A 14,275-nucleotide genomic window follows, 5' to 3' on the forward strand; every position below is an offset into this window, starting at 1 on the left:
TTATAAGATGACAACGCAATTATTTGTTCCAAAGTTTCGTGTTGATGAGTGTCTAGAGCATGTAAGAGAGTGCCTAGAAAAAGGCTGGACAGGAATGGGCTTTAAAACTGTCGAAATTGAGGATGAATGGAAAAAGTATACCAGTCTACCTCATGCTCACTTTTTGAGTTCAGCCACAGCTGGCCTTCACCTCGCATTTGAAGTCTTGAAGCGTGCGCATAATTGGAGTGATGGTGATGAAGTGATATCTGCATCTTTAACATTTGTCTCTACGAATCACGCAATTAAGTACGCTGGTCTAGAACCTATTTTTGCAGATGTTGATGAGTACTTATGCTTAGACCCTCAGAGTATTGAAGAAAAGATAACGGATAAGACTAAAGCTGTTGTTTTTGTGGGGCTTGGTGGAAATACTGGTCAACTTGAAGCGGTGGCAAAGCTGTGTAAAGAGCGTGGGTTGGCTCTAGTCTTAGATGCGGCGCATATGGCTGGCTCAAGGTTTGATGGAAAGCACGTAGGTTATAATGCTGATGTAACCGTGTTTAGTTATCAAGCTGTAAAAAATATGCCTACAGCTGACTCTGGAATGATTTGTTTCCAGAACCCAGAATATGATGCGTTAGCACGTAAACTAACTTGGTTGGGTATTAATAAAGATACTTACGCGCGTACAGCAGCACAAGGTGCTTATAAGTGGAAATATGATGTTGAAGATTTAGGCTTTAAATATCATGGCAACTCAATTATGGCCGGTATGGCTTTAGTTGCACTTAAATACTTAGATAATGATAATTCTTATCGCCGACAGTTAGCTAAGTGGTATCGTGAAGAGTTATCTGAATGTGATAATGTAAAAATAGTTCCGATTGCTCAAGGGTGTGAATCATCGACACATTTACTTCAAATACGAGTTTCAAATCGAGATGAGTTACTAATCAAGCTAAATGAAAATGATATCTATCCAGGTGTGCATTATACAGATAATTCAGAGTACAAAATGTATGAAAAATCTGGTCGTTGCCCAAAAGCTTTGATAGCAAGTAATGAAATCATTTCATTACCAATGCATATGGGCATAACAAGGCATGATGTTGTAAATGTAGTAAATATGGTAAAAAAATACAGTAAATAAACTGTCTGCCATGTAGCTATAGCTAATTCGACCAGATGTGAACAGGTCGATCTATCTGTTTAGTGGCGATATACTGAACCACTAAACGGATAGGGATACTAATGCTAATGAAAACACGTGACAAGATTGTTTACGCAGCTCTAGAGCTTTTTAATGAGCACGGCGAGCGTAGTATTACGACCAATCATATTGCTGAACACATCGAAATCAGCCCAGGTAACCTCTACTACCACTTCCGCAACAAACAAGAAATTGTACGTGATATCTTTACTCTCTACTCGACTGAGTTACTTGAAAGGTTTACTCCGATTCAAGGGCAGCAAGAAAGTCTGACGCTACTAAAAAGCTACTTAGATTCAATCTTCACATTGATGTGGAAGTACCGATTCTTTTATGCAAACCTGCCTGAAATATTGTCTCGTGATGAAAAACTGCATCTTGATTACATGGCCGTTCAAGAAAAGCTGCAAACGAATCTTGTGGATATTATGAGAGCATTTGTTGAGTTGAATTTGCTAAAGGCAACAGATGCAGAAATGAAGTCGATGGTCACATCTCTTCACTTGATCGCATCAGGTTGGTTGGCGTATCAGTCCGCGATGTCGCCAAAAGCTCAAATTACTGAACAAGTTGTTCACCAAGGAATGCTGCAGATGATCGCAACCGTTAAACCGATTGCAACGACTCAGGGCTTTGAGCAACTGACATTGTTAGAAGATGGTGTAAGAGCGCTGAACAGCAAATAAAAGCGAAGATGTGGGTAAGCGGTAAGTCGGATTCGGGTAACGAGAGCGGAAAAGCGCAGATTCGAGTGATAGGGAATCTCTCTTTATCCTCGAGGGTAGCAATCTCAAGCGAGATTCCAGATATTTCGTCCCTCAATTCTGGAATGACTGAGTTTGATTAATGCGAATTCGGAAATTTTCAGCTCTTTGGGCTTGTTCTTCGCATCTCGGTTACTTATATCTCGTATCTGTTTTTACCTAACCAACCATCTTTTCGGGTTTTGAGCTTGGCTGTTTCTACGAATTTCAAAGTACAGCGATGGGCGGGTTTGTCCGCCAGTGTCACCTGCAAGCGCAATAGCCTCACCTGCTTTCACCCTGTCACCTTCTTTCTTTAAAAGCGCTTGGTTAAAGCCATAGAGAGTCATGTCGCCTTTACCGTGATCAAGCAGTACCACTAAACCATAACCACGCAAGTACTCGGCAAATACGACCGTTCCCGAGTATACGGATTTTACTTGTTGACCGTATTTTGCTTTGATCACCATGCCTTTCCAATTTACTTGGCCAGTTTGGCGTGAGCCGTAGTTATGCAGAACTTTATCCTTGATTGGCCAAGGCAGTTTACCTTTACGTTTGGCCAAACCATCCATAGGGACAGCATTGCGCCTCTCTCGAGCGGCTTTTTCTGCTTTCGCTATTTCGGCTTTTAGACGAGTTTCATTGCGTTGAAGTTCGGCTAAGTAATTTTTGTCGCCAGAGATGTTTTTCTTAATACTGCCGACGGTCTTTTTACGCTGCGTTTGGGTTTTGGCTAGCGTATCGCGCTTGGTTACCTGTTGTTTTAACAGCGTTGCTATTTGTTCTTGCTCAAGTTGGCGTTGCTTATGGCTTTCTTCTAATTCAAGTTGAGTTTGTTCGATCGTTTTGATTGTTGCAGATCGCGCTTTGGCGAGGTGTTGGTAATAGTGGCTAATGCGGTCTTCTTCAACGCCAGTATTTAAGATGTGAGAAGAGGCTTTGGCTCTGCTGGTCATGTAGTAAGTCTGAATCAGCTGCTCTAACTTATCAGTTTGGGCTTTTTTCTGTGCTGTAAGCACTTTAATCTTATTATCTAAGCTAGCAACATTAGCATTGGCGGTATTGAGTTGTTTTTTACTTGTTTTAATGGCTTTTTCAAGCAAGGAGATAGAGAGCTCTTGTTGCTTGAGGTTTGCTTGTAAATTGTCGAGCTTCTTCTGTTGTGAGGATAGTGTTTTTTGTTGACGAGATATCTCACTCGACACACCTTTCAGCTCCCCTTTCGATGCGGCAAGTGGCGATGCAGAAAAAAGAACAGCGCAAAGGCTGGCAGATATCAAAAGAACAGTGCTAATTACTTGGACTGGTTTCATCATTATCGTCATGTTGCTCTTATTGGTTCTTAGCATCTGCTCTTAAGTTTTTCGTATCTCGGTTCATCGAACCTACAATTAGCTCTTAAATTCCATCACCATGAATGAAATTTTGCGAGCGACCATTGAAGCCTTGGTCCATATCTAAAGATGGTTTATCTGTTTTCGGTTTTCCGACAATTTTTGCAGGAACGCCTGCGACTGTTGTATGAGGTGGTACGGCTTGTAGTACAACAGAGCAAGACCCTATCTTCGCGCCTTCACCAACTTCAATATTGCCGAGTATTTTAGCACCAGCCCCAATCATCACACCTTCGCGGATTTTGGGATGACGATCGCCGCCTTCTTTACCGGTACCACCTAAGGTCACATCTTGAAGAATCGATACATCATTTTCGACTACTGCCGTTTCTCCAATCACAATGCCAGTAGCGTGATCGAGCATGATTGCTTTACCGATACGTGCGGCAGGGTGAATGTCAACTTGGCAAGCGACTGAAATTTGGTTTTGTAGGTAAGTGGCAAGCGCAATACGACCTTGTTTCCATAGCCAGTTAGCCACTCGGTAACCTTGCAGAGCGTGGTAGCCTTTCAGATAAAGTAGAGGCATCGAGTACATCTCGACCGCAGGATCTCGATTTACCGTTGCACAAATATCACAAGCTGCCGCATCGATAATCGATTGATCCTGCTTAAATGCTTGTTCAACCACTTCACGTACTGCCATTGCTGGCATTGAAGCCGTCTTTAATTTGTTTGCTAGGATGTAACTGAGGGCAGCCCCCAAGCTTTCATGGTTGATAATGGTGGCATGATAAAAACTCGCAAGCATAGGCTCTTGCTCTGACTGCTGTCGAGCTTCCTTCACAATGCATTGCCAAACTTTTTGTTGTTCACAGTGTTTCATTTTACCATCCATTATTTTTTAAGGAGCAGATACGAGTGACGAGATGAGAGATTCGAAGAGCGACAAGAACAGATTAAAGTAGCGAGTAACGAAAAGCATTCTTCTTTAAGTGCTCAACATGCTCTTAATTCTCTTCGTATCTCGTTTACTCGAATCTCTCTACTGCTCTTGGGTTACCCGAATCTCGTACCCGCTCTTATTATCTTTCTGACTTCTTGTCTCGAGCAAGTAAGTCTTGTGCCGCTAAGTGTGCATCTTTCCCTTGATACAACACTTGATAAATCTGTTCAACAATGGGCATTTCAACGCCCATACGTTCTGATAGTAACCAAACTTCTTTGGTGTTGCGATAACCTTCTACCACTTGGCCAATTTCTTCTTGTGCGGTATCTACATCTTTACCTGCGCCTAAAGCTAAACCAAAACGACGGTTACGTGATTGGTTATCAGTACAGGTTAGCACTAGGTCACCCAACCCAGCCATGCCCATGAAGGTCTCTGGCTGTGCACCAAGTGCTGCGCCTAAGCGACTCATTTCAGCTAAACCACGCGTGATCAGGGCTGTACGAGCATTGGCACCAAAACCAATACCATCCGACATGCCTGCGCCAATTGCGATAACGTTTTTAACAGCGCCGCCAAGCTGCATGCCAATGAAATCTGAGTTTGCGTATACGCGGAATGTTTTGCCACAGTGAATCTTCTCTTGTAGCTCTTCTAGGAAGTTTTCGTCTGGTGAAGCCACAGAAATTGCAGTCGGCATGCCCATCGCAAGCTCTTTGGCAAAAGTAGGGCCAGATAGAACAGCCAATGAGTAACCATCACCAAGTACATCGTGCGCGACATCTTTAAGTAAACGACCGGTTTCTGGCTCTAAACCTTTAGTAGCCCAGCAGATACGAGAACATTCTGTTAAGTGAGGCTTAAGGCTATTTAAAACGATACCAAATACGTGGCTAGGGACGACAACAAGAAGATCACGACTTGCTGTTACTGCCTTCTCAAGGTCTGACTCGATGATTAGGCTTTCTGGGAAGTCGATATTTGGTAGAAATTCATTATTTGCGCGCTCAGATTCGAGACGAGCCATGTGAACAGGATCATGCCCCCACAGAACAACGTTTGCACCGTTACGCGCTAGAGATATAGCTAGAGATGTTCCGTAAGAACCTGCGCCAATTACTGTCATGGCGATCTCTTTGCCGTAAGCGTTTGTCGAGATTGTCGGGTGAGTTGTTTCTGTCATGCTTCCACCTAAAAATAATGAGGGAAATCGAAGAGTCTTGGAAAAGCTATCCACTAAATCAGAGGAGCTTTCAATTTTAGTACAGTGTAAAGAAAAAATGCACATCGCAGAAGTTGCGATGTGCATTTAAAAGCTAACTAGCGCTTGAATCGTTAGAGTTAAGCTCTACTTTGAGACTTAAGCTTGTTCGCCTTCAGCTTGTTGAGCTTGGTTTTGTAGGTAGTTCATGAACAAAGCATCAAAGTTAACTGGTGCTAGGTTCAGTTGTGGGAACGTACCTTTAACCACTAGGCTAGAAATTGTTTCACGAGCGTATGGGAACAAGATGTTCGGGCAGAATGCACCTAGGCAGTGAGCTAGTTGGCCAGCTTCCATTTCGCTTGCAGAGAAGATGCCGCCTTGCTGAACTTCACAAAGGAATGCCGTGTCTTCTGCGTTTTTAACCGTAACCGTTAGACGTAGGATTACTTCGTACACGCCTTCGCCAAGTTCACGGCTTTGAGTGTCTAGGTCCAGTTTTACATCTGGGTTCCACTCTTTTTGAAACATGTCTGGAGAGTTTGGCGCTTCGAAAGATACGTCTTTTAGGAAGATACGTTGGATTGCGAAGTTCTGTTGTGCGTCTTGTTGTGCTGCTTCAGCCATTTTCTTGTCCTTAAAAATTTATAATTAGGTTTCGTTCGCCATCTCTGTTGAACAAAACCTTAAAGTCATATTCGTTTAGTTAGGTCAGCTTACTTTTAACTACTTTTTACCTTTCACCAAAGGTAGGTTAGCTTCGCTCCAAGCTACTAAGCCGCTTTTCAGCACGCTTACGTTTTCGAAACCAGCTTTAACCAGTAGGTTAGCGCTTTCTTGAGCTGTTTGACCTGTCTTACATACTACGATAATTGGGTTTGCTTTGTGGCTTTCAAGGCTACCAAAGCTATTTGCTTTGATATCTGACGGCAAAATGTGAACTGCGTCAGTAATATGGCCCTTTTTGAACTCATCTTTAGTTCGAATATCAACCACAACACCGTTTTCACGGTTAATCATGTGTGTGGTTTGCGCTGCCGTGATCTCTTTGTAAGCTGCGTTTGATGTCTTGATAACGTTCGCAATGATGGCAACAACCAAGCCGATCCATACGATGGCTAAAATCATATTCTCTTGAACAAATGGAACTAACTCTTGCATATCTTGAACTCTTATTCGTTATTGGGCGAAAAATTATAGGGTAGGAGTATAGCGAGGTTTTGGGTTTGGTGTATATAGAGTCGAAGTCATAGTTAGGTTCTTACCATATAGACCTTAAAGCCATTATTGTGATTGGTAAGAGGAGAAACAGAATTTTTTTTGCTTCCTACTGAGACATTGGAGATAATAACATGAGTATTAAGCCATTCCTGTATATGCGTAGTGTGATTTCGCCTGATTATCAAAGGGCGGTAGCATGCCTATTTTTTGAGGTGGCTAAAATTTAAGGTGTCAGGAATTACATAAATGTTTGAAGCTGAAAAAGAAAAAAATTTTTTTGAGATGGATAATGTTATTCAAAATTTTGCTTGGGGTAGTAAGTCTTCGTTTAGTCAGTTATTTGATATAGATAACATTGGCAATGAACCACAAGCTGAAATGTGGATGGGGGCTCACCCAAATGGGTGCTCAAAGGTTCAAAGTAGCGACTCAAAAGTATTATTGTCTCAATTGATTGATGTCCACAAAGATGAGTTTCTATCAAAGCAGATAAGTGAGAAATTTGGAGAGTTACCGTATCTATTTAAAATCCTAGCCGCTGAAAGTGCACTGTCTGTTCAAGTGCATCCGAGTAAAGAGGAAGCTGAGCTTGGTTTCCACAAAGAAGAGCAAGCTCAGGTTCCTCTTTCTGCTCATCATAGGAATTATAGGGATTCGAATCACAAGCCTGAACTAGTTTATGCTTTAACTCCTTATCAAGCCATGAATGGTTTTCGAGCAATCCCTGAGATCATTTCACTATTTTCAGATGTTGGGGTTCCACAATTAAGTGAGTTGCTTGAACATTTTAATGCAAACCCTTCTTCAGAAGGACTTCGTGAGTTTTTTGTAGGTATCCTCTTACTGGAAGGGGATAACAAAGTCGAAGCCGTCGACTCATTAGTCTCCCAAATTGAGCATAATGTACCCCAAGAGTTGTCTTCATTAATCTTAACATTGTCAGAGCAGTATCCTGGTGATGTCGGCTTGTTCACCCCATTGATGCTCAATGTCATTACTTTGGAACCTGGGGAGGCGATGTATTTAGATGCCAGAACGCCCCATGCCTATTTAAAAGGGACGGCATTAGAAGTTATGGCTAATTCTGATAATGTTCTTAGAGCAGGTTTAACTCCTAAACATATTGATGTTCAAGAACTCGCTAGCTGTACTCTTTTTGAGGAAAAGCCGTTTGATGCGCTAAAGTTAGCGCCGATAAGTGAGAATGGTGTTCTCACTTATCCCGTTCCTGTTCCTGATTTCAGATTCTCTGTTTATGAAAAACCAAGTAATGAGCTTGTTAGTCCAGAAAGTGCCGAGATTTTATTGCCGTTGGATGCTGAACTGACGTTAACTCATGACTCTGGCGAGGTTGTGACGTTGAAAAAAGGAAAGTCAGTTTTCATTCCAGCTTATGTCGATAAATATCGTATATCTTCAAAAGGAAATGTAGCTAAAGCTCATTGTTAATCTAGCGTATGACAACCAAATGTTAAGTAGTTTGGCGCTGATTTTAAGCTATTTATTGTTATCCCTTGCTCTGACTACGAAGCAGGGGCCAAAGTATTGATTACAAATTAAAGAAGAAAAATTATGTTTATACCTGTCATTATGGCTGGGGGTTCTGGCTCTCGTTTATGGCCTCTGTCGCGTTCAGCGTTTCCAAAGCAATTTTTAGCGCTAGATAATCACAATTCATTAACGATGTTGCAGTCCACCTTAGATCGAATTAGTGGTATGTCGGCTTCTGAAGCAATCATTATTTCTAATGAGGACCATCGCTTTGTGGTTGCGGAGCAACTTCGTACTTTTGGGCAGGAAGCTCGTATTATCTTGGAACCGGCAGGGCGAAACACTGCACCGGCTATTGCATTGGCTGCAATGCAAGCCATAGCGCATGGTGATGATCCTGTAATGCTGGTTTTAGCCGCTGACCACATAGTACAAGATACGGAAGCATTTCAAGACTCAATTCGTAAAGCTCAGGCTGTCGCAGGTGCTGGTAAGTTAGCAACCTTCGGTATAGTACCAACTGCACCTGAAACGGGGTATGGCTATATTAAGCGAGGTTCTAAAGAAGGTGATGCAGCTTATGTTGTAGATAAATTTGTTGAAAAACCTCAGTTAGAAGTCGCTGAACAATATGTTGCAAGTGGAGAGTACTACTGGAATAGCGGATGCTTTATGTTCAAAGCGAGTGTCTTTCTGGAAGAGCTTAAAAAATACTCGCCAGAAATTTATGAGTGCTGCTCAAAAGCAACGAATGGCACGACAGAAGATATGGACTTTATTCGCGTCGATAAAAGCGAGTTCTTAAAGTGTCCAGATGATTCTGTTGATTATGCTGTAATGGAGCGCACCGACAAGACTGTAGTTGTACCTATGGATGCTGGTTGGAGTGACGTTGGTTCATGGTCCGCGTTATGGGAAGTTTCAGAGAAAGATAGCTCTGGAAACGTGATTCATGGAGATGCGATAACAGAGGATACTGAAGGGTGTTACATTTACGCTCCGAATAAACTGGTAGCTTCTGTTGGAGTAAAAGACATCGTTGTCGTGGAGACCAAAGATGCAGTTTTGGTCGCTCACAAAGACAATGTTCAACAAGTGAAGAAAATTGTTGAGCATCTGAAGGCCGAAAACCGAGCTGAATTCAGAGAGCATAGAGAAGTTTACCGCCCTTGGGGTAAGTCTGATGCAATTGATGGTGGTGACCGCTACAAGGTGAATCGTATTACCGTACAACCAGGTAAAAAACAATCACTCCAGATGCATTATCATCGGGCAGAACACTGGGTCGTTGTTTCTGGTACCGCCAAAGTAAGTAGCAATGGCAAAGAACAAATTATCTCAGAAAATCAGTCACTCTACATTCCAGTTGGCGTAAGTCATATGGTTGAAAATCCGGGTAAAATACCGCTCGAGCTTATTGAAATACAATCAGGTTCATACCTAAACGAAGACGACGTAGTACGTTTAGAGGAAAGTAAATAATGACAAAGTTAACATGCTTCAAAGCTTATGATATTCGCGGTCAGCTAGGTTCAGAACTCGATAATGACATCGCGTATCGAATCGGCCGAGCTTACGGTCAGTTTTTAAAAAGTGAAAGTGCAGATGAAAAAACCATTGTTGTTGGAGGAGATGTTCGTCTTACGAGTGAAGAACTGAAACTCTCTTTAGCTAACGGTTTGATGGAGGCGGGTGTTCACGTTCTAGATATTGGCTTATCAGGTACGGAAGAAATCTACTTTGCTACCTTTCATCTAGGTGTTGATGGTGGTGTAGAGGTTACAGCTAGTCATAACCCTATGGATTACAATGGTATGAAGCTTGTTCGTGAAGGAGCAAGACCAATTAGTGGTGATACCGGGTTACGAGATATTCAAACGTTAGCTGAAAACAATGACTTCATTGACGTTCCTGTTAAAGGAACCTACAAGCAAATTAATGTTTTGAAAGAATACACCGATCATTTGATGGGATATATTACGCCAGCTAACATCAAACCGATGAAACTGGTGATCAACTCTGGTAATGGCGCAGCAGGGCACGTGATTGATGCTCTTGAAGAGCGTTTTCAAGCAATGAATATTCCGCTGGAACTTATCAAAGTTCACCATGAGGAAAACGGTAACTTCCCTAATGGTATCCCAAATCCATTATTGCCAGAATGCCGTGCAGATACAGCAAATGCCGTAAAAGAACACAAGGCTGATATGGGGATCGCCTTTGATGGTGATTTTGACCGTTGTTTCTTATTTGATGAAAATGGCGACTTTATCGAAGGGTACTATATTGTAGGTTTACTCGCAGAAGCGTTCTTACAAAAAGAAAAAGGCGCGAAAATTATTCATGATCCTCGCTTATCTTGGAACACTATTGACGTTGTCTCCAAAGCGGGCGGCGTTCCTGTAATGTCGAAGACCGGTCATGCCTTTATCAAAGAGCGAATGCGTAAAGAGGATGCCATTTACGGTGGAGAGATGAGCGCGCATCACTATTTCCGTGATTTCGCGTATTGTGATTCAGGTATGATTCCTTGGTTGCTAGTAACCGAGCTGTTGTCAGTTAAAAGCATGAAGCTTTCAGAAACGGTTTCAGAGCGTATCAGCGCATACCCTTCATCTGGTGAAATTAACTCCAAGCTAGATAATCCACAAGAATCAATTGCTAAGGTTTTAGAGTCATATAAGCCTGATGCATTAGTTTTTGATGAGACGGATGGAATTAGTTTAGAGTTCGCTGATTGGCGCTTTAATTTACGTTCTTCAAATACTGAACCTGTTGTGAGATTAAATGTTGAATCTCGATCAGATATCGAGTTAATGGAAGAAAAAACTAAAAAAATACTAGATTTGTTAAAGGCCAGTCATTAATGAAAGGGTTATTATTAGCAATTTATAATTACAGAGGCTTTATTGTTGCTAGTGTTAAGCGAGACTTTCAGTCTCGCTATCAAACGAGTATGTTAGGCGCTGCTTGGTTGATATTACAACCTTTAGCAATGATACTTGTATATACATTAGTCTTTTCTCAAGTAATGAAAGCTAGGCTTCCTGGCGAAACTGGCCCATATGCTTATAGTATTTACCTTTGTGCTGGTGTTTTAACGTGGGGGCTGTTTGCAGAAATAATAGGTAGGAGTAAAGGCGTTTTTATCGATAATGCTAATCTATTGAAAAAAATGTCTTTTCCGAAAATATGCTTGCCTGTAATAGTTGTTATCTCATCAACAATTAACTTCTTTATTATTTTCTCCTTATTTATTATTTTCTTGCTATCAATTGGTCAATTCCCGGACAGTCTTATTTTCGATTTCTTAATTGTATTGACTCTGCAAATTATACTAGCTTCTGGGATTGGAATTATTGTTGGTATTTTGAATGTTTTCTTTCGAGATGTAGGACAATTTGTTGATGTATGTCTTCAGTTCTTATTTTGGTCTACGCCTATTGTTTATGCTATTGATATAATATCTGATGAATTACATTCAGCCATAATGCTAAACCCAATGGCTAGGCTAGTATCATCTTATCAAGAAATATTTGTACACAAGCAGTCGCCAGATTGGCAATTTTTATTTCCTGTATTAATTTTTGCGATATTTTGCTGTTTAGTAGGTCTAACTTTATTTCGTAAGCATTCTTCAGATATGGTAGATGAATTGTAATGGGTAAAATCACAGTTAACAATGTTGGAAAAGCATATAAATTATATAACTCAAGGTTTGCTCGGTTTATTGAATGGATATCGCCATTTACTAAACACAAATTGAAATGGATTTTAAGTGATATCAATTTTTCTATTGAACCTGGAGAAGCCGTTGGTGTCGTGGGAATTAATGGTGCAGGTAAAAGTACACTACTAAAAATGATAACAGGGACCACAAGACCTACAGTAGGAGACGTTATTGTTGAAGGGCGTATAGCGGCATTACTTGAATTAGGTATGGGCTTTCATCCCGATTTCTCTGGTCGACAAAATGTATATATGGCAGGGCAGCTTCAAGGTCTTAGTACTGAAGAGATAGATTCGTGCTTCTCTGAAATTGAGAATTTTGCTGATATTGGTGATTACATTGACCAACCAGTAAGGGTGTATTCGAGTGGGATGCAAGTTCGTCTAGCTTTTGCAGTTGCGACTGCTATTAGGCCAGATATACTTATTGTTGATGAAGCACTATCCGTTGGAGACGCTTCTTTCCAACGTAAATGCTTTCGTAGAATCGAGGAATTTCAGAGTAAAGGTACCACCTTGCTTTTTGTGACCCATGATATTGAAAGCATGAAGAAAATTTGTGATAAAGGGCTTTTGTTAAACAAAGGAAAACTATCTGGTTTTGGCGATGCAAAAAGTATTGCCGAACAGTATGAAAAGGAACTTTTTAATATCGTTCATGACACCGATACTGTAGAGGACACCGAAACTGTAAAGGAAGCAGAAACCATAGAAAAAGTCGATCCAGAACTCATTAGTAATTGCGAGATCCAATATGGTGACAAGCGAGCAGAAATAAAGTCTCTTTGGTTAGAAAATATCAATAATAAAAAAACCAATGTGTTCGATAGTAAGTCGAATATGAAATTGAAATATAAAGTAGAATTTCATGAGGATGTGGAAAATATAATATTTTCATTTCTTATCAAAACTAAGGATGGAATTACGTTGCTTGGTGTAGATACTTCTGATTGTAAAGTAGAACATCAAAAATATAAAAAAGGGGATATCATTGAAGTTGAATTTGATCTTAAAAATACATTTTATCCTGACACCTATTATATCAATGTAGGCCTTAGAGATGATAGTGAAGATTCCCCCACTTTTTTACATCGGCGCGTTGATGCGTTAATTTTTCGCATTGTTAATGATGAAGATACATACGTAAAATCTGGTTTGATAAATACACCCGTAAAATTTGGATTAAAAAGATTGTGAATAATGAAAAAATAAAAAAGAGTAATGAACCTATATTTGTTCATAGTTTATTTCGTTCAGGTAGCACATATGTTTTTAAAAAATTTCGTGAAAAAGATGAATTATATACTTCGTATCAAGAACCTGTTCATGAAATAAGTTATTTGGCATTGTCTGACTTTGAAATACTAAACGAAACAGTAGGAAATAAAGAAAATTCAGTTTTAAGGCACCCTTTATTAAAAAAATCTTACTTTGCAGAGTTGTATGATATAGCGGGAGATACATTACATCACTTAAATAAAGAGGATATTTATACCAATTATTTTGATAATAACGTGAACTCTTTATGTGTGTATCTGCAATCAATTATTAGAAATAGTGAACATCGTTGTGTGATTCAAGAATGCAGGCTGACATCAAGGATTTCAGCAATTAAAAAAAATATAGCGGGCATGCATCTTTACCTTTGGAGAAATCCATGGGATCAGTGGTGGTCATATAAAGTAACTGATTATTTTGATGCAGCCAACATTTGGATATTAAATGCCAATAATCCCCCTAATCTTATAGAACGAATTGTTAAAAAACTTAATATCCCCAAATCTAATGAAAAAGATCTATCTAAAGCGCTTAATTTTTATAAAAATAAAAAATTAAACGCTGAGGATAGCTACTTTGTATTTTACACTATTTGGTTATTAAGCTTAATTGAGGCTTCAGAGCAGGCCGATTACTTGTTTAATATTGATAAATTATCAATTTCTGATGATTATAAAAAGTTAGTATCTAACGAACTCCAGAATAGAGGGGTGCAGGGTCTTGATTTTTCAGATTGTGAAATTCCACAAGCTCACTTTGCCAATAAAGATATTGAGTTTTTTACCGCTATTGAATCTTCTGTTCATAGTTTATTTTTAAAAGTTGGTTATGAGAATGAATTATTAGAAAAAGTATTGTCTTTAAGATATGAATACTCGCCTCATAAACTACGCCAAGACGAAAATTTAAGTACTAATCAAATTTTAAAAGACTCAGAAAGAGCAAGAGAGCTTACAAGAAATTACATGTCTGATCTTTCTGTTTTACATCAGAAATTCGAGTCCGAAGATAACAATAATAAATATTTGATTCTTCAAGCTGAACAGGCGATGCATCAAGCAATTGTTAAAGCGAGAAAGCTAGAAGCTAAAGTGAGTGAAGCAGAAGCCAAAGCGAGTGAAGCCGAAGCCAAAG

General features: G+C 40.0%; 13 protein-coding genes. 8 read left to right on the forward strand and 5 right to left on the reverse strand.

The features are described from left to right. The first annotated feature begins 7 nt into the window (after positions 1–7). Positions 8–1,132, forward strand: a complete 1,125-nt coding sequence (locus AB4407_RS06565; protein WP_372119736.1) for a DegT/DnrJ/EryC1/StrS family aminotransferase — start codon at positions 8–10, stop codon at positions 1,130–1,132. Positions 1,133–1,239: 107 nt separating this feature from the next. After that, positions 1,240–1,878, forward strand: a complete 639-nt coding sequence (locus AB4407_RS06570) for a TetR/AcrR family transcriptional regulator (protein ID WP_029222818.1) — start codon at positions 1,240–1,242, stop codon at positions 1,876–1,878. Between the two features lie 233 nt (positions 1,879–2,111). On the opposite strand, the gene AB4407_RS06575 is transcribed toward AB4407_RS06570, so the two are convergent. The 5 genes from AB4407_RS06575 to AB4407_RS06595 all read right to left on the reverse strand — a co-directional run bounded on the left by AB4407_RS06575 (position 2,112) and on the right by AB4407_RS06595 (position 6,583). Beyond that, positions 2,112–3,263, reverse strand: coding sequence for a murein hydrolase activator EnvC (locus AB4407_RS06575; protein ID WP_372119738.1), 1,152 nt, complete (start codon positions 3,261–3,263; stop codon positions 2,112–2,114). Between the two features lie 73 nt (positions 3,264–3,336). Next, positions 3,337–4,158, reverse strand: coding sequence for a serine O-acetyltransferase (gene cysE, locus AB4407_RS06580; protein WP_009847961.1), 822 nt, complete (start codon positions 4,156–4,158; stop codon positions 3,337–3,339). Positions 4,159–4,357: 199 nt separating this feature from the next. Beyond that, positions 4,358–5,404, reverse strand: coding sequence for an NAD(P)H-dependent glycerol-3-phosphate dehydrogenase (gene gpsA, locus AB4407_RS06585; protein WP_372119740.1), 1,047 nt, complete (start codon positions 5,402–5,404; stop codon positions 4,358–4,360). 177 nt (positions 5,405–5,581) lie between these two features. After that, complete coding sequence (secB, locus tag AB4407_RS06590; RefSeq protein ID WP_009847959.1) at positions 5,582–6,049, reverse strand: protein-export chaperone SecB; 468 nt, start codon at positions 6,047–6,049, stop codon at positions 5,582–5,584. A 99-nt stretch (positions 6,050–6,148) separates the two neighbouring features. Next, positions 6,149–6,583: a rhodanese-like domain-containing protein gene (locus AB4407_RS06595; protein WP_372119742.1), complete on the reverse strand. Its 435-nt coding sequence runs from the start codon at positions 6,581–6,583 to the stop codon at positions 6,149–6,151. A 306-nt stretch (positions 6,584–6,889) separates the two neighbouring features. On the opposite strand from AB4407_RS06595, the gene manA reads away from it, so the two are divergent. From manA to AB4407_RS06625, 6 genes are all read left to right on the forward strand, one after another. Further along, on the forward strand, positions 6,890–8,092 hold the full coding sequence (gene manA, locus AB4407_RS06600) for a mannose-6-phosphate isomerase, class I (protein WP_372119744.1): 1,203 nt from the start codon (positions 6,890–6,892) through the stop codon (positions 8,090–8,092). 123 nt (positions 8,093–8,215) lie between these two features. Then, complete coding sequence (locus AB4407_RS06605) at positions 8,216–9,616, forward strand: mannose-1-phosphate guanylyltransferase/mannose-6-phosphate isomerase (protein ID WP_372119746.1); 1,401 nt, start codon at positions 8,216–8,218, stop codon at positions 9,614–9,616. After that, positions 9,616–11,001, forward strand: a complete 1,386-nt coding sequence (cpsG, locus tag AB4407_RS06610) for a phosphomannomutase CpsG (protein WP_372119748.1) — start codon at positions 9,616–9,618, stop codon at positions 10,999–11,001. The genes AB4407_RS06605 and cpsG overlap by 1 nt, the downstream gene beginning before the upstream one ends. Further along, the gene (locus AB4407_RS06615) at positions 11,001–11,795 is read left to right on the forward strand and encodes an ABC transporter permease (RefSeq protein WP_372119750.1); all 795 of its coding nucleotides are present in this window, start codon (positions 11,001–11,003) and stop codon (positions 11,793–11,795) included. The genes cpsG and AB4407_RS06615 overlap by 1 nt, the downstream gene beginning before the upstream one ends. Further along, positions 11,795–13,060, forward strand: a complete 1,266-nt coding sequence (locus tag AB4407_RS06620; RefSeq protein WP_372119752.1) for an ABC transporter ATP-binding protein — start codon at positions 11,795–11,797, stop codon at positions 13,058–13,060. The genes AB4407_RS06615 and AB4407_RS06620 overlap by 1 nt, the downstream gene beginning before the upstream one ends. Beyond that, a partial coding sequence (locus AB4407_RS06625; RefSeq protein ID WP_372119754.1) for a hypothetical protein occupies positions 13,057–14,275 on the forward strand: 1,219 nt, incomplete at its 3' end. The genes AB4407_RS06620 and AB4407_RS06625, both read left to right, overlap by 4 nt.

It is taken from the genome of Vibrio sp. 10N.261.46.E11, assembly GCF_041472735.1.
Taxonomy (GTDB): Bacteria; Pseudomonadota; Gammaproteobacteria; order Enterobacterales; family Vibrionaceae; genus Vibrio.